The organism is Pseudomonas sp. PGPR40 (assembly GCF_022014505.1).
GTDB lineage: Bacteria > Pseudomonadota > Gammaproteobacteria > Pseudomonadales > Pseudomonadaceae > Aquipseudomonas.
Genome location: NZ_JAKLSP010000025.1, coordinates 1 through 23,749 on the forward strand (window position 1 = coordinate 1; position 23,749 = coordinate 23,749).

The 23,749-nt window shown below is 59.5% G+C and carries 21 protein-coding genes, 1 rRNA gene and 1 pseudogene; 10 read left to right on the top strand and 13 right to left on the bottom strand.

Translation table 11 applies throughout. The annotated features are described in order from the left end of the window. Positions 1–80, top strand: a 5S ribosomal RNA gene (rrf, locus tag MEB48_RS29470); the annotation flags it as partial. A 162-nt stretch (positions 81–242) separates the two neighbouring features. Here rrf and MEB48_RS20645 read toward each other — a convergent pair. Further along, positions 243–962 carry a response regulator transcription factor gene (locus MEB48_RS20645; RefSeq protein ID WP_237885777.1) on the bottom strand — a complete coding sequence of 240 codons (720 nt, stop codon included), beginning with the start codon at positions 960–962 and terminating at the stop codon, positions 243–245. A gap of 473 nt (positions 963–1,435) precedes the next feature. On the opposite strand from MEB48_RS20645, the pseudogene MEB48_RS20650 reads away from it, so the two are divergent. Further along, positions 1,436–1,678: pseudogene (locus MEB48_RS20650) on the top strand (hypothetical protein); the annotation flags it as partial. An 18-nt stretch (positions 1,679–1,696) separates the two neighbouring features. Next, positions 1,697–4,009, top strand: coding sequence for a CHASE2 domain-containing protein (locus MEB48_RS20655; protein ID WP_237885778.1), 2,313 nt, complete (start codon positions 1,697–1,699; stop codon positions 4,007–4,009). 182 nt (positions 4,010–4,191) lie between these two features. Here MEB48_RS20655 and MEB48_RS20660 read toward each other — a convergent pair whose 3' ends face one another. From MEB48_RS20660 to glyQ, 4 genes are all read right to left on the bottom strand, one after another. Next, positions 4,192–4,971 (bottom strand): lysophospholipid acyltransferase family protein, encoded by a 780-nt coding sequence (locus MEB48_RS20660; protein WP_237885779.1) that lies wholly within the window; start codon positions 4,969–4,971, stop codon positions 4,192–4,194. Between the two features lie 82 nt (positions 4,972–5,053). Then, on the bottom strand, positions 5,054–5,593 hold the full coding sequence (gene gmhB, locus MEB48_RS20665) for a D-glycero-beta-D-manno-heptose 1,7-bisphosphate 7-phosphatase (protein WP_177324973.1): 540 nt from the start codon (positions 5,591–5,593) through the stop codon (positions 5,054–5,056). A 4-nt stretch (positions 5,594–5,597) separates the two neighbouring features. Continuing rightward, positions 5,598–7,652, bottom strand: a complete 2,055-nt coding sequence (glyS, locus tag MEB48_RS20670; RefSeq protein WP_237885780.1) for a glycine--tRNA ligase subunit beta — start codon at positions 7,650–7,652, stop codon at positions 5,598–5,600. Beyond that, a complete protein-coding gene (gene glyQ / locus MEB48_RS20675; RefSeq protein WP_003213601.1) occupies positions 7,649–8,602 on the bottom strand; it encodes a glycine--tRNA ligase subunit alpha in 954 nt (317 codons plus the stop codon). The genes glyS and glyQ overlap by 4 nt, the downstream gene beginning before the upstream one ends. 81 nt (positions 8,603–8,683) lie before the next feature. Here glyQ and tag point away from each other — a divergent pair, with 81 nt between their 5' ends. Then, entirely contained in the window at positions 8,684–9,241 is a 558-nt protein-coding gene (tag, locus tag MEB48_RS20680) for a DNA-3-methyladenine glycosylase I (RefSeq protein WP_237885781.1), read from the top strand. A gap of 40 nt (positions 9,242–9,281) precedes the next feature. Then, positions 9,282–10,169, top strand: coding sequence for a lysophospholipid acyltransferase (locus MEB48_RS20685; protein ID WP_237885782.1), 888 nt, complete (start codon positions 9,282–9,284; stop codon positions 10,167–10,169). Between the two features lie 130 nt (positions 10,170–10,299). On the opposite strand, the gene MEB48_RS20690 is transcribed toward MEB48_RS20685, so the two are convergent. From MEB48_RS20690 to def, 5 genes are all read right to left on the bottom strand, one after another. After that, the gene (locus MEB48_RS20690) at positions 10,300–10,611 is read right to left on the bottom strand and encodes a tetratricopeptide repeat protein (protein ID WP_237885783.1); all 312 of its coding nucleotides are present in this window, start codon (positions 10,609–10,611) and stop codon (positions 10,300–10,302) included. A gap of 131 nt (positions 10,612–10,742) precedes the next feature. After that, a complete protein-coding gene (gene trkA / locus MEB48_RS20695) occupies positions 10,743–12,116 on the bottom strand; it encodes a Trk system potassium transporter TrkA (protein WP_237885784.1) in 1,374 nt (457 codons plus the stop codon). Between the two features lie 22 nt (positions 12,117–12,138). After that, positions 12,139–13,449, bottom strand: a complete 1,311-nt coding sequence (gene rsmB, locus MEB48_RS20700) for a 16S rRNA (cytosine(967)-C(5))-methyltransferase RsmB (RefSeq protein WP_237885785.1) — start codon at positions 13,447–13,449, stop codon at positions 12,139–12,141. Further along, a complete protein-coding gene (fmt, locus tag MEB48_RS20705) occupies positions 13,446–14,405 on the bottom strand; it encodes a methionyl-tRNA formyltransferase (protein ID WP_237885786.1) in 960 nt (319 codons plus the stop codon). Before fmt ends, rsmB begins: the two co-directional genes overlap by 4 nt. Before the next feature lie 70 nt (positions 14,406–14,475). Continuing rightward, positions 14,476–14,982, bottom strand: a complete 507-nt coding sequence (gene def / locus MEB48_RS20710) for a peptide deformylase (protein WP_008007919.1) — start codon at positions 14,980–14,982, stop codon at positions 14,476–14,478. Between the two features lie 169 nt (positions 14,983–15,151). Between def and MEB48_RS20715 the strand changes: the two genes are divergently transcribed. The 3 genes from MEB48_RS20715 to MEB48_RS20725 all read left to right on the top strand — a co-directional run bounded on the left by MEB48_RS20715 (position 15,152) and on the right by MEB48_RS20725 (position 17,976). After that, complete coding sequence (locus MEB48_RS20715; RefSeq protein WP_237885787.1) at positions 15,152–16,177, top strand: LysM peptidoglycan-binding domain-containing protein; 1,026 nt, start codon at positions 15,152–15,154, stop codon at positions 16,175–16,177. Positions 16,178–16,257: 80 nt separating this feature from the next. Next, positions 16,258–17,364: a DNA-processing protein DprA gene (dprA, locus tag MEB48_RS20720; RefSeq protein WP_237885788.1), complete on the top strand. Its 1,107-nt coding sequence runs from the start codon at positions 16,258–16,260 to the stop codon at positions 17,362–17,364. A gap of 54 nt (positions 17,365–17,418) precedes the next feature. Beyond that, positions 17,419–17,976, top strand: coding sequence for an L-threonylcarbamoyladenylate synthase (locus MEB48_RS20725; protein ID WP_237885789.1), 558 nt, complete (start codon positions 17,419–17,421; stop codon positions 17,974–17,976). Between the two features lie 134 nt (positions 17,977–18,110). Here MEB48_RS20725 and MEB48_RS20730 read toward each other — a convergent pair whose 3' ends face one another. Beyond that, positions 18,111–19,088: an NADPH:quinone reductase gene (locus MEB48_RS20730; RefSeq protein ID WP_237885790.1), complete on the bottom strand. Its 978-nt coding sequence runs from the start codon at positions 19,086–19,088 to the stop codon at positions 18,111–18,113. A 159-nt stretch (positions 19,089–19,247) separates the two neighbouring features. On the opposite strand from MEB48_RS20730, the gene hemF reads away from it, so the two are divergent. Both hemF and aroE read left to right on the top strand, forming a co-directional pair. Then, positions 19,248–20,171 carry an oxygen-dependent coproporphyrinogen oxidase gene (gene hemF, locus MEB48_RS20735; RefSeq protein WP_095055443.1) on the top strand — a complete coding sequence of 308 codons (924 nt, stop codon included), beginning with the start codon at positions 19,248–19,250 and terminating at the stop codon, positions 20,169–20,171. Further along, entirely contained in the window at positions 20,171–20,992 is an 822-nt protein-coding gene (aroE, locus tag MEB48_RS20740) for a shikimate dehydrogenase (RefSeq protein ID WP_237885791.1), read from the top strand. The genes hemF and aroE overlap by 1 nt, the downstream gene beginning before the upstream one ends. A gap of 104 nt (positions 20,993–21,096) precedes the next feature. Here the strand turns inward: aroE and MEB48_RS20745 are convergent, their stop codons facing one another. Together MEB48_RS20745 and choX are read right to left on the bottom strand one after the other, a co-directional pair. Continuing rightward, positions 21,097–22,665 carry a SulP family inorganic anion transporter gene (locus MEB48_RS20745; protein ID WP_237885792.1) on the bottom strand — a complete coding sequence of 523 codons (1,569 nt, stop codon included), beginning with the start codon at positions 22,663–22,665 and terminating at the stop codon, positions 21,097–21,099. Between the two features lie 154 nt (positions 22,666–22,819). Continuing rightward, positions 22,820–23,740 carry a choline ABC transporter substrate-binding protein gene (gene choX, locus MEB48_RS20750; protein WP_237885793.1) on the bottom strand — a complete coding sequence of 307 codons (921 nt, stop codon included), beginning with the start codon at positions 23,738–23,740 and terminating at the stop codon, positions 22,820–22,822. Positions 23,741–23,749 lie beyond the last annotated feature (9 nt).

The following is a 23,749-nucleotide window of genomic DNA, read 5'->3' on the forward strand; positions in this document are numbered from 1 at the left end:
ATCCCGAACTCAGCAGTGAAACGATGCATCGCCGATGGTAGTGTGGGGTTTCCCCATGTGAGAGTAGGTCATCGTCAAGATTAAATTCCGAAACCCCTATCTGCATCTGCAGGTAGGGGTTTTGTTTGTCCTCGAAAAAAGTATCTTAAGACTGGTTCAGATGACCCTACAGCAGGACCGCTAAAATAAAAAAAAGGCCGACGTTTATCGTTGGCCTTTTTTTATTAATCGTCGAAACGTGGTCATTCGCTAGCGTTGGCCACGCTCTCAAGCCGATACCCATATCCGTAAATCGTCAGCAGTTGCCAACCGCGATCAGCCGTCAGGCCCAGTTTGTTACGCAGGCGATAGATATGGGTGTCCAGCGGGCGGGAGGACATCACTTCTTCATGGCTCCAAAAGCGTTCATACAAGTATTCACGGGACAAAGGTCGGCCCAGATTGGCGAACAGGCAACGGGCGAGACGGTATTCCCGTTCGGTCAGGCTGATGGGGGTGGAGGCGCGGGTGACGGTGAGTTCGGCGTCGTCGAATTCAAGGTCATTGAAAGTCAGTATTTCGGTGGCTGCCGCGCGTTGCAGTCCATGCCGGCGAAGCACCGCGTTGACCCGAGCCATCAGCTCGTTGGGACGAAACGGTTTGCTCACATAATCATCGGCCCCGGCGTTCAATGCCTGGACGATATCGCTTTCAGTATCGCGACTGGTGAGCATGATCGCGGCGGGTGGCGCGTCCATGTGTTCACGGGTCCAGCGCAACAATGACAGGCCGCTGAAATCGGGCAGTTGCCAATCGAGGATCAGTAGGTCGAAGGTCCCCCGTCGAAGTTGCCGAAGCAAATCCTCTCCCCGCTCGAAACTGTGCAACGTCCACGCCCGCTCTCCCGTTGCGGGGATCTGTCGCAGTGTCTGTTCTACCCGGCGGAGTTCGGCGGGTTCGTCATCCAGTATTGCGACACGCATGCCGAGTGTTTCCTTTATCTCGTAAATGCAAAGGTTTAAGAAAATTCCTACTTAGTTCAGGCTGATTGATTGAATCTGAACTGGGAAGTTCCCACGTGTCGCGAAGGCTGAGTGTTTTAGTGTTTGCCAATTCTGAACAAATATTGAGAATCAGCTCGCAGCTTCCTTATGCCGGTAAATTCGTTCGCGCTGAGCGGCACAGGGGCATTGGGATGTGCTCCGACGCAGGAGCGTCAACCAACCTGGCGGGACCGTCGATTGCCGGTTTTCGGCGGTCTCCTGTTAAGGGGAAACACAAGGAGTGCCTGCTCGGTTCCGACACAAGGATGTGTCATCTTATGTCCTTTGTTCCCATGGCTATCTGCCAGAGCGTCCGCTCAGGTATCGTGCGCCAAGCCCGAGCATTTCCCGGCATGATCTCTACAAGAGCATAAAAAGCAATCCATGAACCCCATGACCTTATTGCTTCCACGGTCTGGCAATTGATAATGAAACCCATCGAAGGGGCCAGGCGTGATCGGGCGCAAGTGGCCACCGACGCTGCCTTTCTGGACATCAGGCAAGAGCAGTTTTCCAGCACGCCAGAGTTCAAATTCAGCGGGCTGAAAGCATTTTTCTACCATGTTCGCCTGTCGGCCTATGACGCTCAGGGGTTAGAGGGAGAGACCGGGGTGTATGACATTTTCTATTACCCCAGGACCACCCGTGTCCAATAGCGCCCTGGCCGACGGCCGATGAAGAGACGGCCAAGGAAGGATGGCCGCGTGCCGACTCAGGCTCAGCGGTTGTTTCAGCGGATGGTCCGCGAGTGGCTGTGGGTCTGTCTGATCCTGTTGCCGCTGACGGCGATGTTGTCCATGAATCAGGGGCTGGCCCTGAGCAATCTGCTGTATGACAACCTGCGCCGGCTGAGCCCTCTGCCGGTGGACCCGCGAATACTCATCGTCACGATCGATGACTACAGCTTGCAGCAGCTGGGCCAGTGGCCGTGGTCGCGGGCCATGCACGCGCAACTGCTCGATCGGCTCAGCGCCGCGAGCGTTAAAGGCGTTCTGTTCGACGTAATCTTCAGCGAGCCCGATAGCCATCCCGACAACGATCAGCTTTTGGCCCAGGCGACCTGTCGAGCCGGGAATGTTTTCGTGCCGCTGCTGCGTGAAGGCGTCGCGCGATCTGGGCAACCCTTGGGGGAAATTGAACCGGTGGCTGCGTTGAGCCATTGTGCCAAAGGCATTGGGCATATCAATACCGAAGCGGATGCCGATGGAATTGTGCGCAGCGTGTATTTAAGCGAAGGACCGGCGCAAAAAACACGCCCGCAACTGGCCTGGCTGTTGTACGAAGAAACCTTTGCCGACAAGGGAAATGCCCCGATGCCCGGTACCCCGGCCCTGCCATCGGTGCAAGGTTGGCAGCGAGCCCACGAAATACGAATTCCTTTCATCCATTCCGACGCGGGCTTTCCCAGCGTGCCCTACGTCAGCGTATTGCGCGGTGAAGTCCCGCCCGAGTTGTTGCGTGATCGCTTGATCCTGATCGGCTCGACCGCTCCAGGTCTGGGTGACCGCTACGTAACACCACAATCGGCCAGCATTGGCACCACGCCGGGCATCGAGATTCAGGCGAATATCCTCAACGGACTGCTGCAACAACGCAACGTCGTGGTGCTCGATCAGCGCTTGGCGGCGTTGCTATCGGTGGTGATTGTCGGTGAGTTGCTGGGCTTGCTGTTGGTACGTCCGCGTCGCGCCCTATGGCTGACGCTGGGTGCAATGGCGGCCGCTCTACTGGGTTCGGCTGTACTGATGCGGCTCGGCTGGTGGTGGTCACCGGCTGCGAGCCTGCTAGGGATGATGCTGGGCTACCTGATCTGGAATTGGCGAAGGCTGAACGCGGTGCTCGCCTATTTCGGCTGGGAACTGGCGCGCCTGGACAGCGAGCCAAAAGTTTTTCCCGAACGTCGTCGTACCCAAGCCCCAGCCGGTGATGTGCTGCAAGGGCAAATCGTCGCGCTGGAGCAGGCCATGAGCCGGACCCGCGACACCCGACGTTTCATTGCCGATGGACTTGAATACCTGCCGGTGGCCACGCTGATCAGCGATCCGCAAGGGCGCATTCTGCTAGCCAACCGCAAGGCTCGAGAGGTATTTGACCGTGGCCTGGTGGGCGAGGACATGCTCGAACAACTGAGCGACCTGGGTTACCCGGTGCCGTCCAACGGAACGCCGTCTGCGTTGTCGACCCTGGAGCCACTGGAGTTTCGTGACACCCAGGCACGCAGCCTGCGTCTGGACCTGGAGCCGCTATTGCCAGCCGAAGGAGACTCCGTGATTGGCTGGCTACTGAGCCTCACTGACTTGAGTGTCGAGCGCGATGCCGAAGAACAGCGAGCCGTATTGCTGCGCTTTTTATCTCATGACCTTAGAGCTCCCCATTCGGCGATACTCGCCTTGCTCGACGTTCAGCGGCATCAGGTATCCGGTGACACTCAAGTGTTCAGTCAGATCGAGTTACAAGTGCGCAAGGCGCTGAACCTGACCGAGGCTTTTGTGCAGCTGGCAAAGGCCGAGTCCGAGGCTTACCAGTTTCAGCCGAGCATGTTCGCGATGTTGTTGCTCGATACCTTCGATCAGGCCTCGAGCATCGCTCATCTGAAGAACATTCAGTTGGTGCATGACCTCGACGAAGACGCTGAAGCGCTGATCCTGGCCGACCAGTCGCTACTGACACGGGCACTGTTCAACCTGCTGGAAAACGCCATTAAATACAGTCCGGCGGATTCGCGAATCTCGGTACGGGTCAGTTGTGTCGAGGGATGGTTGATGTGCGAGATCGCCGATAAGGGCCGAGGGATTGCTGTCGATGAACTTCCCGAGTTGTTCAGTCAGTATCGGCGTTTTACTTCGGCGCATGACAGCGACGGCCTGGGGCTGGGTTTGTCCATGGTCAAGGCGGTGGTGGATCGTCATGGCGGGAGGATTTCCTGTCATAGCGTGGTGGGGCAAGGCACGACGTTCAGTGTCCATTTGCCGCTGTTGAGCGAGTGAAGTCAGACACTTTCAACGGGCATAAAAAAACCGGCTATATCAGCCGGTTTTTTATGTCCGAAATAAACTTATGCACCTTTTTCGACGCTTTATGTTCCTAAGAAATATGTATGTAAATCATAAACTTAAAAAGGAAAAACGACGGTTTTCAACAAAACGGTACACAGGTTATCCACAGAATCTCAGGCAGTCGCTTGATCGGTAGCGCTGGGTGCCGCCGGGGTTGCTGGCAGCGAACCCATCTCGCGCTGCATCTGTTCGTTCCAGGCCTGCACCCGATCATTCAGGTCGGCAATAGCTCGTGGCCCGCTACCCTCGGCATACATTGGCGCACCGATGATTACCGTGATCACGCCCTGTCGCTTGGCCCAACCCGTTTTTGGCCAGAACTTGCCGGCATTGTGCGCAATCGGCAGCACCGGTAATGACGCATTGACGGCCAACGCGGTGCCACCACGGGAGAACTTGCCGATGGTGCCGTAGGGAACGCGAGTTCCCTCAGGGAAGATCAGCACCCAGACATTGTCCTTGAGCAGCTCATCGCCCTTCTTCGCCACATGCTTGAGCGCAGCTTTCGGGTTGCCACGGTCGATGGCGATCGGTCGCAGCATGGCCATGGCCCAGCCGAAGAATGGAACGTAGAGCAGTTCGCGCTTGAGCACCTGGCTCAGGGGCGAGAAATAGGCTGAGAGAAAGAATGTCTCCCAGGTGCTCTGATGGTTCGACTGAATCACGCAGGGCTGGTCAGGCACGTTCTCGGCACCCTTCACTTCGTAACGGATACCCAGAAAGACTTTGCTCAGCCATAAGGCGCAGCGGCACCAGTACACGTTGATAAAGCGATAGCGCGCCTTGAATGGCAGAAACGGCGCGATAAAAAAGCTCAGGGTGCACCAGAGCAAGGAGCTGGTGCCCAGCAGCAGGTAAAAGAGGAAAGTTCTGATGGCCTGCAGTATCGACATGGCGACATTTACCGTTGCGGGCATTGCCCGCCTATTCAAGCGCACTCCCGATCAGTCCTTGGCCAGGATGGTCAGAAGAGTCTTAGTTGTGGATAAGTTCGGCGGCAATCGCCGCCAGATCGTCAAAAATCAAGGTACCCGCCGGTAGGGTTTTGCCCTGAGTCTTTTCGCCTTTCCCGGTCTTTACCAAAACTGGCTGACAGTCGACGGCTTTGGCGGCTTCCAGGTCACCGAGAGTATCGCCGACGAACCATAGATTCGTCAGCGAAACGTTGTAATGGGCGGCGATGGTTTTCAACATCCCGGGTTTTGGCTTGCGGCAATCGCAGCCATCGTCTGGCCCGTGTGGGCAATAGACGATCAGCCCGACTTCGCCGCCCTGCTCCGCCACCAGTTCGCGCAAACGAGCGTGCATGGCCTCCAGAGTGGCGATGTCGTAGTAGCCGCGAGCGATGCCTGACTGGTTGGTAGCGACTGCTACCGTCCAGCCGGCCTTGCTCAACTGCGCGATCGCTTCGATCGAACCGGGGAGCGGAATCCACTCCTCCACCGACTTGATGTACGCATCGGAGTCGTAATTGATCACTCCGTCCCGATCGAGAATCAGCAGTTTCAACAGCAGCCCCTTAGCCCAGCAGCGAAATGTCGGCGACGCCGAGGAACAAACCACGCAGACGCGCCAGCAGCGCATAGCGGTTGGCTCGCACCTTGGCATCTTCGGCGTTGACCATCACCGCTTCGAAGAATGCATCCACCGGCTCGCGCAATGCCGCCAGACGCGCCAGCGATTCGCTGTACTGACGCGCAGCGGCCATTGGCTGAACAGCCTGGTCAGCCTGCTGGATCGCCGAATACAGGGAGAACTCGTTGGCGTTGTCGAAATACTTGGCTTCAACGACCGTCGGCACGGAACCTTCGACTTTGCTCAGCAAGTTCGAAACGCGCTTGTTCACGGCGGCCAGGGCAGCGGCTTCCGGCAATTTGCGGAACGCTTCTACCGCTTGTACGCGCTGGTCGAAGTCCAGGGCCGAACCCGGTTTCAGGGCACGTACCGACAGGTAGGTCGCGACATCCACGCCCTCGTCTTCGTAACGGGCACGCAGACGGTCGAAGATGAATTCCAGCACGGCGTCGTTAAGGCCGGCAGCCTTGACCTTGGTACCGAACGCATTCACGGCAAACGCCACGGCGTCATTCAGGTCGAGTTCGAGTTTCTTGTCGATCAGGATCCGCAACACACCCAGCGCGGCGCGGCGCAGGGCATAGGGGTCTTTACTGCCGGTAGGCAGCATGCCGATACCGAAAATACCCACCAGCGTATCGAGCTTGTCGGCGATGGCCACGGCCGCACCGGTCAGCGTGGTCGGCAGTTCAGCGCCGGCACCGCGCGGCATGTACTGCTCGTTCAGCGCCAGTGCAACATCTTCCGGCTCGCCGTCGTTGAGGGCGTAGTAGTAACCGGCGACGCCTTGCATCTCCGGGAACTCACCGACCATCTCGGTCGCCAGGTCGCATTTGGACAGCAGGCCGGCGCGAGCGGCCCAGGAAGCATTGCCGCCGATGCGAGCGGCAATGTACGCCGCCAGTTTTGACACGCGCTCGGCCTTGTCGTAGACGCTGCCGAGTTTTTCCTGGAACACCACGTTCTGCAGACGCAGGTTGAAGTCTTCGAGTTTTTGCTTCTTGTCTTGCTTGAAGAAGAACTCGGCGTCGGTCAGGCGTGGTCGAACCACTTTCTCGTTACCGGCGATGATCTGCTGCGGGTCTTTGCTTTCGATGTTGGCCACGGTAATGAAACGTGGCAGCAACTTGCCGTCGGCATCCAGCAGGCAGAAATACTTCTGGTTGTCCTGCATGGTGGTGATCAGCGCTTCTTGCGGCACGTCGAGGAAACGTTCTTCGAACGAGCACACCAGCGGCACCGGCCATTCAACCAGCGCGGTCACTTCGTCGAGCAGGCTCGGCGGCACGATCGCCGTACCTTCCTGCAATGTGGCCAATTCTTCGGTGCGCTTGCTGATCAGCTCGCGACGCTCGTTGGCGTCGGCCAGCACGTAAGCTGCACGCAGATCGCTCAGGTAGTTGGCCGGCGAGGTGATGCGCACGCTTTCAGGATGGTGGAAGCGGTGACCACGGGAATCGCGGCCGGACTTTTGCGCAAGGATGGAGCAGTCGATGACGTGGTCACCGAGCAGCATCACCAGCCATTGAGTCGGACGAACGAATTCTTCCTTGCGCGCACCCCAGCGCATGCGCTTGGGGATAGGCAGGTCGTTCAGGGAATCTTCGACGATGGTTGGCATCAGGCTCGCGGTCGGCTTGCCGGCGATGCTTTGGCTGTAGCGCAGTTTCGGACCGCTCTGATCGATTTCGCTCAGGTCGACGCCGCACTTCTTGGCGAAGCCCAGGGCTGCTTGAGTCGGGTTGCCTTCGGCATCGAACGCGGCCTGACGCGGCGGGCCGTCGAGGTTGATGCTGCGATCCGGCTGCTGGGTCGCCAGCGCGGTAATCAGCACGGCCAGACGACGTGGCGCGGCGTAGACGGTTTTGGTCTCGTAGTTCAGGCCGGCAGCTTGCAGGCCTTTGTCGATACCGGCCATAAACGCTTCGGCCAGGGTGTTCAGGGCTTTGGGTGGCAGTTCTTCGGTGCCCAATTCAACCAGAAAATCTTGAGCACTCATTGTGCAGCCTCCAGCTTGGCCAGTACTTCATCACGCAGGTCCGGGGTCGCCATCGGGAAGCCCAGCTTGGCGCGAGCCAACAAGTAGGCTTGCGCAACGGAACGCGCCAGGGTGCGTACACGCAGAATGTATTGCTGACGCGCGGTCACCGAGATCGCCCGGCGCGCATCCAGCAGGTTGAAGGTGTGGGAGGCCTTCAACACCATTTCGTAGCTCGGCAACGGCAGCGGCTGATCCAGTTCGATCAGGCGCTTGGCTTCGCTTTCATAGAAGTCGAACAGTTCGAACAGCTTCTCGACGTTGGCGTGTTCGAAGTTGTAGGTCGACTGCTCCACTTCGTTCTGGTGGAACACGTCGCCGTAGGTCACCTTGCCGAACGGACCATCAGCCCAGACCAGGTCGTAGACCGAGTCCACGCCTTGCAGGTACATGGCCAGACGTTCCAGACCGTAAGTGATCTCGCCGGTCACCGGGTAGCACTCGATGCCGCCCGCTTGCTGGAAGTAAGTGAACTGCGTCACTTCCATGCCGTTGAGCCAGACTTCCCAGCCCAGACCCCAGGCGCCCAGCGTTGGCGACTCCCAGTTGTCTTCGACGAAACGGATGTCATGCACCAGCGGGTCGAGGCCTACGTGCTTGAGGGAGCCCAGGTACAGTTCCTGGAAGTTGTCCGGGTTCGGCTTCAGGACTACCTGGAACTGGTAGTAGTGCTGCAGACGGTTGGGGTTTTCGCCGTAGCGGCCGTCAGTCGGGCGACGACTGGGCTGCACATAAGCGGCGTTCCAGGTTTCCGGGCCAATGGCGCGCAGAAACGTGGCAGTGTGGAAAGTGCCGGCGCCTACTTCCATATCGTAGGGCTGAAGTACCACACAACCTTGCTCGGCCCAGTATTGCTGGAGGGCGAGGATCAAGTCTTGGAAGGTACGCACGGCTGGCGTAGGCTGGCTCACGAAATTCACCTGTTTCTTGGGCTGCGATTTAAAGAGCGGGAGTATACCCGATTCGGTCCTGCGCACGCCCCCTGGAGCCTTATGCCACGCTGCTTTTGGTGTACCGAAGATCCGCTGTACATGGCTTATCACGATCAGGAGTGGGGCACGCCGCTACGCGATGCGCAGGGTTTGTTCGAGTTGCTTTTGCTCGAAGGGTTCCAGGCCGGGCTTTCCTGGATCACCGTGTTGCGCAAACGAGAGCGTTATCGCGAGGTGCTGTTTGGCTTCGACGTGCAGCGTGTGGCGCAAATGAGCGATGCGGAAATCGATGAATTGATGCTCGATCCGGGGATCATCCGCAATCGCCTCAAACTCAATGCGGCCCGACGCAATGCCCAGGCCTGGCTGGCGCTGGAGGACCCGGTGGGGTTTCTCTGGTCGTTCGTCGGCGGAGCGCCGGTGATCAATCATTTCAAGGATCGCAGTGAAGTACCGGCCGTGACACCGAGTGCCGTCGAGATGAGCAAAGGCCTGAAAAAAGCCGGATTCACGTTCGTCGGCCCGACCATTTGTTACGCGCTGATGCAGGCTTCGGGCATGGTCATGGACCACACCCGGGATTGCGATCGCTACGCCACCTTGGCGAACGGCGGTTAGAATAGCCGCCTCGCGCACAGCACAAGATCAGGAGTGACCTGTGGATAAGTTGAAAGGCGCCTTGCTGGTAGGCGCTCTGCGGTTGTTTGCCCTGCTGCCGTGGCGGGCAGTGCAGGCGGCGGGTTCGGCGATTGGCTGGATCATGTGGAAAACCCCCAACCGTTCCCGCGACGTGGTACGGATCAACCTCGCCAAGTGCTTTCCAGAGATGGACCCTGCCGAGCGCGAGCGTCTGGTGGGCCAGAGCCTGAAAGACATTGGCAAATCCCTGACCGAGAGCGCTTGCGCGTGGATCTGGCCGGCTCAGCGTTCCATTGATCTGGTGCGCGAAGTCGAAGGTCTCGACGTTTTGAAAGAGGCTTTGGCGTCCGGCAAAGGCGTGGTCGGCATTACCAGCCACCTGGGCAACTGGGAAGTGTTGAACCACTTCTATTGCAGCCAGTGCAAACCGATCATTTTCTACCGTCCGCCAAAATTGAAGGCGGTGGATGAGCTGCTGCAAAAGCAAAGGGTGCAACTGGGCAACAAGGTTGCCGCTTCCACCAAAGAAGGCATTCTCAGCGTGATCAAGGAAGTGCGCAAAGGTGGTGCAGTGGGCATTCCCGCTGACCCGGAACCGGCCGAATCCGCCGGGATCTTCGTGCCGTTCTTCGCCACCCAGGCACTCACCAGCAAGTTCGTGCCGAACATGCTCGCCGGTGGAAAAGCCGTTGGCGTATTCCTGCATGCCCTGCGGTTGCCGGATGGTTCGGGCTACAAGGTGATCCTGGAAGCTGCGCCCGAGGCCATGTATAGCACCGATACCGCAACGTCCTGCGCGGCGATGAGCCAGGTGGTCGAGCGCTACGTGCGGGCTTATCCGAGCCAATATATGTGGAGCATGAAGCGCTTCAAGAAGCGTCCGCCGGGTGAGGCACGGTGGTATTGAGACACCGGATGATCTAACGCGGTGGTCCCTTGTAGGAGCGAGCTTGCTCGCGAAGACGGCGGCACAGTCAACATTGATGTCGCCTGACACACCGCTTTCGCGAGCAAGCCCGCTCCCACAGGGGGTGGTGTCAGATCTGACGCTCGAGCTTTTTCAGAAACACCGTCATCTCCTTCTCTGCTTGTTTGTCGCCATGGTTGCGGGCGGCTTCCAGGCCCTGTTCCCAAGCCTGACGCGCTGCTGCGTAATCCGTCAGCGCCAGATGGGCCTTGCCCAATAGCTTCCAGGCTGCCGAATACTTCGGATCGAACTCGACACAGCGCTGGAAATGCTCAGCGGCTTTGGCATTTTCCCCAAGATCCAGATAGCCCTTGCCCAGACCGAAGCGCAGCAGCGAGTTATCCACACCCTTGGCGAGCATTTTTTCCAGGGATTCGATCATCGGTGCTTCCTCAGTCAGTGATCGTTCCCACGCTCCGCGTGGGAATGCAGCCCGGGACGCTCTGCGTCCCATTCAAAGCCGAACGCGGAGCGTCCGTTGAGGCGTTCCCACGCAGAGCGTGGGAACGATCATCAGAAAAAGCTCAACCCCACATGAAACAGCTTTTCCACATCCCGAATATGCTTCTTGTCCACAAGGAACAGAATTACATGGTCGCCGGCTTCGATCACTGTTTTGTCGTGGGCGATGATCACTTCTTCGTCGCGGATGATCGCGCCGATGGTGGTCCCCGGCGGCAGGCCAATGTTTTCGATGGCCTTGCCGATCACCTTGCTCGACTTCTCATCACCATGGGCGATGGCCTCGATGGCTTCCGCCGCCCCTCGACGCAATGAGTGCACGCTGACGATATCGCCGCGTCGCACGTGGGCGAGCAAGGTGCCGATGGTCGCCAGTTGCGGGCTGATGGCGATGTCGATGTCGCCGCCCTGGATCAGGTCGACGTAAGCCGGGTTATTGATGATTGTCATCACCTTCTTCGCACCCAGACGCTTGGCCAGCAGCGACGACATGATGTTGGCTTCGTCGTCGTTGGTCAGCGCCAGGAAGATGTCGGCGTCGGCGATGTTCTCTTCCATCAGCAAATCGCGATCGGAGGCACTGCCCTGCAACACCACGGTGCTGTCGAGAGTGTCCGAGAGATGGCGGCAGCGGGCCGGGTTCATCTCGATGATCTTCACCTGATAGCGGCTTTCGATGGCCTCGGCCAAACGCTCGCCAATCTGCCCGCCACCGGCGATGACGATGCGTTTGTAGCTCTCGTCGAGGCGGCGCATTTCGCTCATCACCGCGCGAATATTCGCTTTGGCGGCGATGAAAAATACTTCGTCGTCAGCCTCGATCACCGTATCGCCCTGGGGCAGGATCGGCCGGTCACGACGGAAAATCGCCGCCACGCGGGTTTCGACATTCGGCATGTGTTGGCGCAACTGTCGCAGTTGCTGACCCACCAGCGGACCGCCGTAATAGGCCTTCACGGCCACCAGTTGCGCCTTGCCTTCGGCGAAGTCGATGACCTGCAACGCACCCGGATGCTGGATCAGGCGCTTGATGTAGTTGGTAACGACTTGCTCCGGACTGATCAGCACGTCGACCGGAATCGCTTCGTTATCGAACAGTTCGGCGCGAGTCAGGTACGCGGCTTCGCGGACCCGGGCGATCTTGGTTGGCGTGTGGAACAAGGTGTGAGCGACCTGACAGGCCACCATATTGGTTTCGTCGCTATTGGTCACCGCAACCAACATGTCGGCGTCGTCGGCACCGGCCTGACGCAGTACGGTTGGCAGCGAACCGCGACCCTGCACGGTGCGGATGTCCAGCCGATCGCCGAGGTCGCGCAGGCGTTCGCCATCGGTGTCGACCACGGTGATGTCGTTGGCTTCGCTGGCCAGGTGTTCTGCCAGCGAACCGCCGACCTGACCTGCGCCGAGGATGATGATTTTCATCCAGTCACTCCTTTAAAACCGGTTAACCGCGCGCGGCGGCGATCTTGATCAGCTTGGCGTAATAGAACCCGTCGTGGCCGCCTTCCTGGGCCAGCAACTGACGACCATGGGGCTGCTTGATGCCGGCCTGACTGGCGATGTCGAGTTCACGGGCGCCCGGCGTGCGAGCGAGAAACGCTTCGATGACTTCGGTGTTCTCGGTCGGCAGCGTGGAGCAGGTGGCGTAAAGCAGAATGCCGCCCACTTCCAACGTTATCCACATGGCATCGAGCAGCTCACCCTGAAGCACCGCCAGCGCGGCGATGTCGTCGGGTTGGCGAGTCAGTTTGATGTCCGGGTGACGACGGATCACCCCGGTGGCCGAGCATGGCGCATCCAGCAGGATGCGCTGGAACGGTTTGCCGTCCCACCAGGTCGCAGTGTCGCGGCCGTCGGCGGCGATCAGTTCGGCGCTCAGGCCCAGGCGTTCGAGGTTTTCCCGCACTCGTACCAGACGCTTGGCTTCCAGGTCCACCGCCACCACTCCGGCCAGTTTTGGCTCGGCTTCCAGGATGTGGCAGGTCTTGCCGCCCGGTGCGCAGCAGGCGTCCAGCACCCGTTGGCCCGGCGCCAGGTCCAGCAGATCGGCGGCCAGTTGCGCGGCTTCGTCCTGCACGCTGATCCAGCCTTCGGCGAAACCCGGGAGGCTGCGCACGTCGGCGGCTGCGTCGAGGATGATGCCGTCCCGACTGTAAACACACGGCGTGGCAGCGATGCCCGCTTCAGTCAGCAACCCGAGATAAGCATCGCGGGTGTGATGGCGACGGTTGACCCGCAGAATCATCGGCGGGTGAGCGTTGTTCGCCGCGCAAATGGCTTCCCACTGCTGCGGCCAGAAGGCTTTGAGGGATTTTTGCAGCCAGCGCGGGTGAGCGGTGCGCACCACTGGGTCGCGTTCGAGCTCGGCCAGCAGCGCTTCGCTTTCCCGTTGGGCGCGGCGCAGCACGGCATTGAGCAGGGCTTTGGCCCATGGCTTTTTCAGCTTGTCGGCGCAACCGACGGTTTCGCCGATGGCCGCGTGGGCCGGAACCCGGGTGTAGAGCAATTGGTAGAGGCCGACCAGCAACAGTGCCTCGACATCGGCATCAGCTGCTTTGAACGGCTTTTGCAGCAACTTGGCCGCCAACGCCGACAAACGTGGCTGCCAGCGAGCCGTGCCGAACGCCAGGTCCTGGGTGAAGCCGCGATCACGGTCTTCGACCTTGTCCATTTGCGTCGGCAGAGAACTGTTGAGTGAGGCTTTTCCGTTAAGAACAGCAGCCAGTGCCTTGGCGGCGGCCAGACGTGGATTCATTGAGCGTCCGCCATTTGCCCGAGAACGGTGCCGAGGGCGAATTTCTCACGACGGCTGTTGAACAGGTCGCTGAAGTTCAGCGCCTTGCCGCCGGGCAATTGCAGACGGGTCAGACACAGCGCCTGTTCACCGCAGGCGACGATCAAGCCGTCCTTGCTGGCACTGAGGATTTCACCCGGCGCACCCTGCCCTTCGGCCAGGCTCGCGGCCAGCACTTTCAGCGCTTCACCGTTTAGCGTGCTGTGGGTGATCGGCCAGGGATTGAAGGCGCGAACCAGGCGCTCCAGCTCAACAGCCGGGCGACTCCAGTCGATGCGCGCTTCGTCCTTGTTCAATTTGTGTGCGTAGGTGGCGAGGCTGTCGTCCTGCACTTCGCCTTCCAGAGTGCCTGCAGCCAGGCCGGCAATCGCCTGAATCACGGCCGGGGGGCCCATCTCTGCGAGGCGATCGTGGAGGCTGCCGCCGGTGTCTTCAGCGCTGATCGGCGTAGTGACTTTGAGCAGCATCGGCCCCGTATCCAGACCCAATTCCATGCGCATGACGGTCACGCCACTTTCGCGGTCGCCCGCCTCAACGGCGCGCTGGATCGGTGCTGCACCGCGCCAGCGTGGCAACAAGGAAGCATGGCTGTTGATGCAGCCCAGACGCGGAATATCCAGCACAACTTGCGGCAGGATCAGGCCGTAGGCGACCACCACCAGCAAATCCGGCTTCAGTGCGGCGAGTTCAGCCTGAGCGTCTTCGTTGCGCAGGGTTGGCGGCTGCAACACCGGGATGTTGTTTTCCAACGCCAACTGCTTGACCGGGCTTGGCATCAGCTTCTGTCCACGGCCCGCCGGACGGTCCGGTTGGGTGTAGACCGCAACGATCTCGTAAGGACTGTCGAGCAGGGCCTTGAGGTGTTCGGCGGCGAATTCCGGGGTACCGGCAAAGACAATGCGCAGTGGCTCAGTCATGAAAACTCTCAGTTACAAAGCGTCTTGAAAAGAAAAAGGCTTGCCGCAGCAAGCCTTTGAAAGAAGGGCATCAAGCGTTCTGGCGATGGAGCTTTTCCAGTTTCTTCTTGATCCGGTCGCGTTTGAGCGTAGACAGGTAATCAACGAACAATTTGCCGTTGAGGTGGTCGCATTCATGCTGGATGCAGACCGCGAGCAGGCCTTCGGCGATCAGTTCGTACGGTTGGCCGTCGCGGTCCAGAGCCTTGATCTTGACCTTTTGCGGGCGGTCGACATTTTCGTAGAAACCCGGCACCGAAAGGCAGCCTTCCTGGTACTGGTCCACCTCGTCGGTCAAGACTTCGAACTCGGGGTTGATGAACACCCGCGGTTCGCTGCGGTCTTCGGAGAGGTCCATCACGACGATACGTTTGTGCACGTTGACCTGGGTCGCGGCGAGGCCGATGCCTGGCGCTTCATACATTGTTTCAAACATGTCATCGACCAACTGACGCACTTCGTCGTCCACTACGGCCACTGGTTTGGCGATAGTGCGCAGGCGCGAGTCGGGAAATTCGAGGATGTCTAAAATGGCCATAAGCTCAATTGCTGCACGTGTGAGGTAAAGTCGGGTCGATGGCCTGGCGAGTCCGAGGATGCAGGCTACCGTTGTGAACGTAGCTTCCGGCTTTTCAATAATGAGCCGGAAGCGAGCCACGAGGGCTCTGGCGTTTCACGCGAACGTACATAATAAAGGGATTCACCGCATGAGGAAATCACTACTCGCCTTGCTCCTTCTGGCCTCGGCCGGTTTTGCGCATGGGCAAGTGCAACTCAGGGAAGGTTTTCCACAGCAATACACCGTGGTGGCAGGGGACACACTTTGGGACATTTCCGCGAAATACCTGCGTGAGCCGTGGGAGTGGCCGCAGCTTTGGCAGGCCAATCCACAGATCGAAAACCCCAATCTCATCTATCCGGGCGATACGCTGTCGCTGGTCTATGTCAACGGTCAGCCCCGCCTGACCCTCAATCGTGGCGCTTCACGGGGCACCATCAAGCTTTCGCCACGAATCCGCAGCTCGCCGGTGGCCGACGCCATTCCGAGCATTCCGCTGAAATCGATCAATAGCTTTCTGCTGAGTAATCGCATCGTCGACAAGGCAGAGGATTTCGACAAGGCGCCCTACATCGTCGCCGGTGATGCCGAACGGGTGCTCAGTGGCACCGGTGATCGGATATTCGCCCGTGGCCATTTCGACCCGGCCCAACCGGTGTACGGCATCTTCCGTCAGGGCAAGGTCTACACCGACCCGCAGAGCAAGGAGTTTCTGGGGATCAACGCCGACGACATCGGTGGCGGCGAGATCATTGCCACCGAGGGCGACGTCGCTACCCTGGCCCTGCAGCGCACCACTCAGGAAGTGCGACTCGGCGACCGGTTGTTCGGCGGCGAAGAGCGCTCGATCAATTCGACCTTCATGCCCAGTGCGCCAACTACCGACATCGACGGCTTGATTATCGATGTACCGCGTGGGGTGACCCAGATCGGCGCGCTGGATGTCGTCACGCTCAACAAGGGGCAGCGCGATGGCCTGGCCGAAGGCAATGTGCTGGTGGTGATGAAAACCGGTGAAACCGTGCGTGACCGGATCACCGGCCAGCCTTTGAAAATTCCCGACGAGCGGGCCGGTTTGCTGATGGTCTTCCGCACCTACGACAAGCTCAGCTACGGGCTGGTCCTTAACGCATCGCGCTCTTTGGCGGTGATGGACAAGGTGCGAAATCCTTAAGCCTGCTCACAAGTTACCAACAGAGTTATCCACAGCTTATTCCCGATTCGATGGGACTTTATAACGATCAAGGATGATCCATGTCGCTGTCTGCCTGTACGTCCGTTTCCCCTGCGGAACTGGAAGCTCGTTTACGCCTGCACCGTTTGCCGGAACTCGGCCCTGCGCGTTTCAAGAAGTTACTCGAGGCCTTCGGTTCTGCCTCCAAAGCCATCAGCGCACCGGCCAGCGCCTGGGGTGCATTGGGCCTGCCATTCGCTTGCGCGGAGGGCCGGCGCTCTATTGAAGTCCGTGACGGCGCTAGTCACGCATTGGCCTGGTTAGAGTGCCAGGGCCAGCATTTACTGATGTGGGACCAACCTGACTACCCCGCGTTGCTGGCGCAAATCAGTGATGCGCCGCCACTGTTATTCGTCGCGGGCGATCCGGGCATTCTGGAAAAACCGCAGCTGGCGATGGTCGGCAGCCGTCGTGCTTCGCGACCGGGCATGGACACTGCTACCGCGTTTTCCCGCACTTTGGCCGGTGCCGGTTTTGTCATCACCAGCGGTCTGGCCCTGGGAATCGATGCTGCCGCGCATCAAGCAGCTCTGGATGTTGGCGGGCAAACGATCGGCGTACTTGGCACAGGGCTGGAAAATTTTTATCCACAGCGCAATCGACGATTGGCGGACGCCATGATCGCCTCGGGAAGCGCAGTACTGTCGGAGTTCCCGCTGGACGCCGGCCCTTCCCCCAGCAATTTCCCCCGGCGCAATCGAATCATCAGTGGTTTGTCCCTCGGCGTGCTCGTGGTCGAGGCGAGTGTGGCCAGTGGTTCATTGATCACCGCGAGGCTGGCGGCGGAACAGGGGCGTGAGGTGTATGCGATTCCAGGGTCGATCCATCATCCCGGGGCAAAGGGTTGCCATCAGCTGATCCGCGACGGGGCGGTGCTGGTGGAAACCATCGAGCACATCCTCGAAGCCTTGCGCGGCTGGCAACGGCTGCCGTTATCCACAGAAACGCCGCCGGTGACAGAAACTCATCCGCTGCTCCTGTTGCTCCACGCGGCGCCCCATACCAGCGAAGCCTTGGCGGTCAGCAGCGGTTGGGCGTTGCCGAAAGTGCTGGTAGCGCTGACGGAACTGGAAATGGATGGCCGTGCGGTCTGTGAAAGCGGCCGATGGTTTGCACGGGTAAACTAGGTTTTATAAGGAAGATCGGTAAACTGCGCAGAGCCTTATTCCGGAGAGTTTTTCATGGTTAACAGTTGGCGTGTGCAACAAGCCGCACGAGAAATTCGCGCCGGGGCGGTCATTGCCTATCCAACCGAAGCTGTCTGGGGCCTGGGTTGTGACCCGTGGGACGAAGAAGCGGTGGATCGTCTGCTGATGATCAAGGGACGGTCTGTGGATAAAGGCCTGATTCTGGTGGCCGACAATATTCGCCAGTTCGACTTCCTCTTCGAAGACTTCCCTGAACTGTGGATGGACCGCATGGCCAGCACTTGGCCTGGCCCCAACACTTGGCTGGTGCCGCATCAAAATATGTTGCCCCAGTGGATTACCGGCGTGCACGAAACAGTGGCGTTGCGGGTTAGCGATCACCCATTGGTGCGGGATTTGTGTGCGTTGGTCGGGCCATTGGTGTCGACCTCGGCCAATCCTCAGGGGCGGCCTGCAGCGCGGACACGGATTCGCGTGGAGCAGTATTTCCGTGGGCAGGTTGATTGGGTGCTGGGTGGCAATCTGGGTGGGCGCAAGAATCCGAGTGTGATTCGCGATCTGGCCACCGGCCGCGTTGTGCGCCCGGATTGAGACCGAGTTGGCCCTCTTCGCGAGCAAGCCCGCTCCCACAGTAGATCTTCGGTGAACACAAATTTTGTGTTCGACAATAATCGAGTGTGGGAGCGGGCTTGCTCGCGAAGAGGCCCTTTCAGACACCAAAAATCTTAAGGCAACAAAACAGTCGAGCCCGTCGTACGTCGCGCCGACAATTCAGTCTGCGCTTTCGCCGCTTCAGCCAATGGATAGCGCTGACTGATGTCCACCTTCAACTTGCCGCTGATGATCATCCCGAACAGCTCATCGGCCATGCTTTGCAGGTTTTCAGCGTTGTTAGCGTAGGTCGCCAGAGTCGGTCGGGTTACGTACAGCGAACCCTTCCCCGCGAGAATCCCCAGATTCACTCCATCTACGGCGCCCGAAGCATTACCGAAACTCACCACCAGCCCCCGAGGCGCGACGCTGTCGAGCGATGTCAGCCAGGTATCTTTGCCTACGCCGTCGTATACCACCGGTACTTTTTTACCGTCAGTCAATTCCAGTACGCGTTGTGCGACATTTTCATGGCTGTAATCAATGGTCGCCCAGGCACCATTGGCTTTCGCCAAGGCTGCTTTCTCTGCTGAACTGACCGTGCCGATCAGCTTCACGTCCAAGGCCTTGGCCCATTGGCAGGCCAGGGAGCCGACGCCGCCAGCCGCTGCGTGGAACAGAACGGTTTCGCCACCCTTGAGTTCATACGTCTGACGCAGCAAGTACTGCACGGTCAGGCCTTTGAGCATCACGCCGGCGGCCTGTTCGAAACTGATGGCGTCCGGCAGATGCACCAAATTGGCTTCCGGCAAGACATGAACGTCACTATAAGCGCCCAATGGGCCACTGCCGTATGCCACGCGATCACCGATCTTGAAGCGAGTAACTTCGCTTCCGATTGCTTCAACCACGCCAGCGCCTTCAGCGCCCAGGCCCGACGGCAAGGCGGGTGGCGCATAAAGGCCACCGCGGTAATAGGTGTCAATGAAGTTCAGGCCGATGGCCTTGTTGGTCACGCGCACCTGCAGCGGGCCAGGTTCGGCGGGTTGGTAATCGACATGCTCGAGTACTTCGGGGCCGCCATGGGTGCGGAACTGGATACGCTTTGCCATCTGCACTTTCCTTCAGGTCATTTTGCCGAGCGCCCTATCGGACTCTTAAGCTTGATCTTCGTCAACTGCGACGGCACAAGGTGCAGTGTTATCCTACGCAGCAATTTGCCGCCGGCCTGTATGAGCGCCGCGTAGCTTTGCCCGATTCAAGGTGATGCCATGACTACCCGCACCGAGGCCGTAAAAGCCTACCTGCTTGACCTGCAAGACCGTATTTGCGCTGCTCTGGAAGCCGAAGATGGTGGCGCGCGTTTCGTCGAAGACGCCTGGACCCGACCTGCTGGCGGTGGCGGTCGCACCCGGGTGATCGAAAACGGCGCGGTGATCGAAAAGGGCGGCGTCAACTTTTCCCACGTCTTTGGCAGCGGTCTCCCACCCTCCGCCAGCGCTCATCGGCCAGAACTGGCCGGCCGAGGCTTTGAAGCCTTGGGCGTGTCTCTGGTGATTCACCCGCACAATCCCCATGTACCGACATCCCACGCCAACGTGCGCTTTTTCATCGCTGAAAAAGAAGGTGAAGAGCCGGTCTGGTGGTTCGGTGGCGGCTTTGACCTGACCCCTTATTACGGCAATGAAGAAGACTGCGTGCACTGGCATCGCGTCGCCGAACAGGCCTGCGCGCCGTTCGGCCCGGACGTCTACCCGCGCTACAAGGCCTGGTGCGACAGTTACTTCCACATCAAGCATCGCCACGAGCCGCGTGGCATCGGCGGCCTGTTTTTCGATGACTTGAACGAGTGGGACTTCGACACCAGCTTCGCCTTCATGCGCGCCATCGGCGATGCGTTCATCGACGCTTACCTGCCGATCGTGCAGCGCCGCAAGAATGATGCGTTCACCGCCAAACAGCGTGAGTTCCAGGAGTTTCGCCGTGGCCGTTACGTCGAATTCAACCTGGTCTATGACCGCGGCACGCTGTTCGGCCTGCAATCGGGTGGGCGTACCGAATCGATTCTGATGTCACTGCCGCCGCAAGTGCGATGGGCCTACGACTGGAAGGCCGAGCCGGGCAGTGAAGAGGCGCGCCTGACCGAGTACTTCCTGCAAGACCGCGATTGGTTGGCCAAGAACGAGGAATCCTGATGGATCGTTACGTCGTATTCGGTAACCCGATTGGCCATAGCAAGTCGCCGCTGATCCACCGTTTGTTCGCCGAGCAGACGGGACAAAAACTGGACTACAGCACCTTGCTGGCGCCCCTCGACGATTTTTCCGGCTGTGCCCGGGCATTTTTCCTCGAAGGTCGCGGGGCGAATGTGACGGTGCCGTTCAAGGAAGACGCCTATCGCCTGGCGAACAGCTTGACCAAGCGGGCGCAACGGGCCGGTGCGGTAAACACCTTGAGCAAACTCGCCGATGGCACGTTGCTGGGCGATAACACCGACGGCGCCGGACTGGTGCGGGATCTGACGGTTAACGCGGGTTTTAGCCTCAAGGGCAAACGCATCCTGCTGCTGGGTGCTGGCGGTGCGGTGCGCGGTGCGCTGGAGCCGTTGTTGGCGGAGCAACCGGCGTCGGTGATCATCGCCAATCGCACGGTGGAAAAAGCCGAATTCCTGGCGCAATTGTTCGCGGATCTGGGGCCGGTATCGGCCAGTGGTTTCGATTGGCTGCAGGAGCCGGTGGACCTGATCATCAACGCTACATCCGCCAGTTTGTCAGGCGATGTACCGCCGATTGCCAGCAGTTTGATCGAGCCGGGCAAGACGGTTTGCTATGACATGATGTACGGCAAAGACCCGACTTCGTTCTGCCGCTGGGCCAGTGAGCACGGCGCGGCGGTGGCGATGGATGGCCTGGGCATGTTGGCCGAGCAGGCGGCGGAAGCTTTCTATCTATGGCGCGGTTTGCGTCCGGATACAGCGCCAGTATTGGCCGAACTCCGCCGCCAGCTCGCGCTGTAATCCCCTTGTAGGAGCGAGGCTTGCCCGCGAAGAACGATAACGCGGTATGCCTGAATCACCGCGGCGCTCCCTTCGCGGGCAAGCCTCGCTCCTACAGGGGGCTATCAATCTTCGAAGCGAATCGGGCATTTCTCCGCGCCTTCGAGCTTTCTCAATTCTTCCACCACCTGCGGCCGTGCTCGCCGCAGGGTCAGGCTGCGATCCTGGCGCAGCAGCCGTCGCGCTTCCTGGTGCAGCATTTCCACCCCCGAATAATCGATGAAGTTGATCTGCTGCGCCTCAATCACCACCCGCGCACCGTGCATCCTTTGCAAACGCACTTGCAGGTAATGGCTGGCGCCAAAAAAGATTGAACCGCCGACTCGCAGAATGTCCTCGTCGCCCTCACGCCAATGCTGCACCCGAGGTTGCGAGGTGCGTTTGAGGTAGAAGAACAGTGAGGCCAGCACTCCAGCGTAGATCGCCGTTTGCAACTCCAGCAACAGCGTCGCGACACAGGTCAGCGCCATGACCAGGAACTCGGCACGGCTGACCCGCAACAAGGCGCGAATGCCGCGATGGTCGACCAATCCCCAGGCGATCAACAAAATGCTGCCGGCCATGGCCGGGATCGGAATGTGCGCGATCAATACCGCGCCGAAGATAGCGAACAGCGCCACCCACACGGCCGAAAAAACCCCCGCCAGCGGTGAGCAGGCACCGGCGTCATAGCTCAGGGCCGAGCGGGTGAAGGAACCGGCTGACAGCGAGCCAGAAAAAAACGCCCCGACCATGTTCGAAAAACCCTGGGCACGGACTTCTTGATTGGCGTCGAGCAACTGCTGCGAGCGCGCCGACAAGGAGCGGGCAATTGACAGGCTCGTCACCAGCCCAAGCATGCCGACCGCCACCGCGCTGGGCAGCAGGCGCAACACCAGGTCCAGATCCAGCGGCAACGGGCTAAAGGGTGGCAGCCGTCCGACAAAGGCGCTGACCAGCTTCACATGACCGAACATCGCTGGCCACAGCCACACCAGCAATCCGCTCAGGGCCAGAGCGATCAACAGCGTCGGCCAGCGCGGCACCAGCAGTTTCAGCACGATGCCCACCACGACTGTGGCCAGACCCAGTACCAGCGAAGGTTTGTCCACCTCACTCAGATGACTGAACAGCAGCACCAGGCTGTTCAGCGCCGTGGCCTGGTTGGGCACATCCAGCCCCAGGAAGTTCGGCAGTTGCCCAATGGCAATCACCACCGCTGCGCCAAGGGTGAAACCCAGCACCACTGAGTGAGAGACGAAATTCACCAGGGCGCCGAAACGCAGCAAACCCAGCAACCACTGGAAAATGCCTGCAAGGAGTGTCAGAAGCAGGATCAGCATGACGTAGTCCTGCGACGCGGGGACGGCCAGAGGACTGACGCTGGCGTACAGGACGATGGAAATGGCCGCCGTAGGACCGCAGATCAAATGCCACGACGAACCCCAGAGGCAGGCGATCAGCACCGGGATGATCGCGGCGTACAAGCCATATTCCGGTGGGAGGCCGGCGATCAGGGCGTAGGCAATGGATTGTGGCAACGCGAGAATTGCACCGCTCAGGCCAACAATCAGGTCACGACCAACACTGGCGCGGGTTTGCCGGGGCAACCAGGTCAGGAAGGGAAAGAGTGAATGGCGGCTGGGGAAGGCCATGGGTCCTCTCGGGCAGGGTTTTACGGAAGAGTATCAGGGCCCACGCTGATCGTTCCCACTGTGGGAGCGGGCTTGCTCGCGAATGCGGTGTGTCAGTCGACATAAATGCCGGATCTGATGACCCCTTCGCGAGCAAGCCCGCTCCCACATGAACTTAAAGCTTGGCTTTCACGGCCGGCAACGCATCCTTCCCGTCCACGGTCTTCACACCGTCCAGCCACTTATCCAGCACCTGCGGATTGGCCTTGATCCAGGCCTTGGCCGCCGCGGCATTGCTGACCTTTTTGTTCACCACCTCGGCCATGATGCTGTTCTCCATTTCCTGGGTAAAACTCAGGTTGGTGAGCAGCTTGCCGACATTCGGACAGGCCTGTGCATAACCTTTACGGGTCAGTGTATAAACGCTGCCGGTGTCACCGAAGTACTTCTCGCCGCCCTTCAGGTAATGCATTTTCAGCTGCACGTTCATCGGATGTGGCGTCCAGCCGAGGAAGGTCACGAACTTCTGTTTCTTCACCGCACGAGACACTTCGGCCAGCATCGCCTGCTCGCTGGATTCGATCAGCTTCCACTGACCCAGGTCGAAGTCGTTCTTCTTGATGATCTCTTGCAGCGAAATGTTCGCCGGGGCACCGGAGCCGATGCCATAGATCTTCCTGTCGAATTTGTCTGCGAATTTGTTCAGATCGTTAAAGTTATGCACACCCGCGTCCCAAACGTAATCCGGGACCGCCAGCGTAAATTCGGTGCCGTCGAGGTTCTTCGCCAGTTGAGTCACGTCGCCGTTGGCCACGAACTTGTCGTAGAAGCCTTGCTGCGCCGGCATCCAGTTACCCAGGAACACGTCCACCTGGCCATCCTTCAGACCGCCAAAGGTGATCGGCACTGCCAGCGTGTCGACTTTGGCCTTATAGCCCATGCCGTCCAGCAGAAACCCGGTGATGGCGTTGGTTGCAGCGATGTCGCTCCAGCCAGGATCGGCCATCTTCACTGTCTCGCAGCCTTGCTCCGCATAAGCCGAGGCGCTGCCAAGAGCCAGAAGCCCGACCGTCAGTACTGTGGATAACCTTTGCATGGACTTCCC

What these genes read in the sequence shown, in the direction of transcription:
- MEB48_RS20745 (WP_237885792.1), bottom strand. Translation starts at nt 22,665, where the DNA reads ATGGCCTTCCCCAGCCGCCATTCACTCTTTCCCTTCCTGACCTGGTTG.
- MEB48_RS20730 (WP_237885790.1), bottom strand. Translation starts at nt 19,088, where the DNA reads ATGGCAAAGCGTATCCAGTTCCGCACCCATGGCGGCCCCGAAGTACTC.
- MEB48_RS20660 (WP_237885779.1), bottom strand. Translation starts at nt 4,971, where the DNA reads ATGTCGATACTGCAGGCCATCAGAACTTTCCTCTTTTACCTGCTGCTG.
- hemF (WP_095055443.1), top strand. Translation starts at nt 19,248, where the DNA reads ATGACTACCCGCACCGAGGCCGTAAAAGCCTACCTGCTTGACCTGCAA.
- MEB48_RS20645 (WP_237885777.1), bottom strand. Translation starts at nt 962, where the DNA reads ATGCGTGTCGCAATACTGGATGACGAACCCGCCGAACTCCGCCGGGTA.
- MEB48_RS20725 (WP_237885789.1), top strand. Translation starts at nt 17,419, where the DNA reads ATGGTTAACAGTTGGCGTGTGCAACAAGCCGCACGAGAAATTCGCGCC.
- trkA (WP_237885784.1), bottom strand. Translation starts at nt 12,116, where the DNA reads ATGAAAATCATCATCCTCGGCGCAGGTCAGGTCGGCGGTTCGCTGGCA.
- dprA (WP_237885788.1), top strand. Translation starts at nt 16,258, where the DNA reads ATGTCGCTGTCTGCCTGTACGTCCGTTTCCCCTGCGGAACTGGAAGCT.
- MEB48_RS20715 (WP_237885787.1), top strand. Translation starts at nt 15,152, where the DNA reads ATGAGGAAATCACTACTCGCCTTGCTCCTTCTGGCCTCGGCCGGTTTT.
- MEB48_RS20690 (WP_237885783.1), bottom strand. Translation starts at nt 10,611, where the DNA reads ATGATCGAATCCCTGGAAAAAATGCTCGCCAAGGGTGTGGATAACTCG.
- rsmB (WP_237885785.1), bottom strand. Translation starts at nt 13,449, where the DNA reads ATGAATCCACGTCTGGCCGCCGCCAAGGCACTGGCTGCTGTTCTTAAC.
- glyS (WP_237885780.1), bottom strand. Translation starts at nt 7,652, where the DNA reads ATGAGTGCTCAAGATTTTCTGGTTGAATTGGGCACCGAAGAACTGCCA.
- MEB48_RS20655 (WP_237885778.1), top strand. Translation starts at nt 1,697, where the DNA reads ATGAAGAGACGGCCAAGGAAGGATGGCCGCGTGCCGACTCAGGCTCAG.
- aroE (WP_237885791.1), top strand. Translation starts at nt 20,171, where the DNA reads ATGGATCGTTACGTCGTATTCGGTAACCCGATTGGCCATAGCAAGTCG.
- def (WP_008007919.1), bottom strand. Translation starts at nt 14,982, where the DNA reads ATGGCCATTTTAGACATCCTCGAATTTCCCGACTCGCGCCTGCGCACT.
- tag (WP_237885781.1), top strand. Translation starts at nt 8,684, where the DNA reads ATGCCACGCTGCTTTTGGTGTACCGAAGATCCGCTGTACATGGCTTAT.
- choX (WP_237885793.1), bottom strand. Translation starts at nt 23,740, where the DNA reads ATGCAAAGGTTATCCACAGTACTGACGGTCGGGCTTCTGGCTCTTGGC.
- fmt (WP_237885786.1), bottom strand. Translation starts at nt 14,405, where the DNA reads ATGACTGAGCCACTGCGCATTGTCTTTGCCGGTACCCCGGAATTCGCC.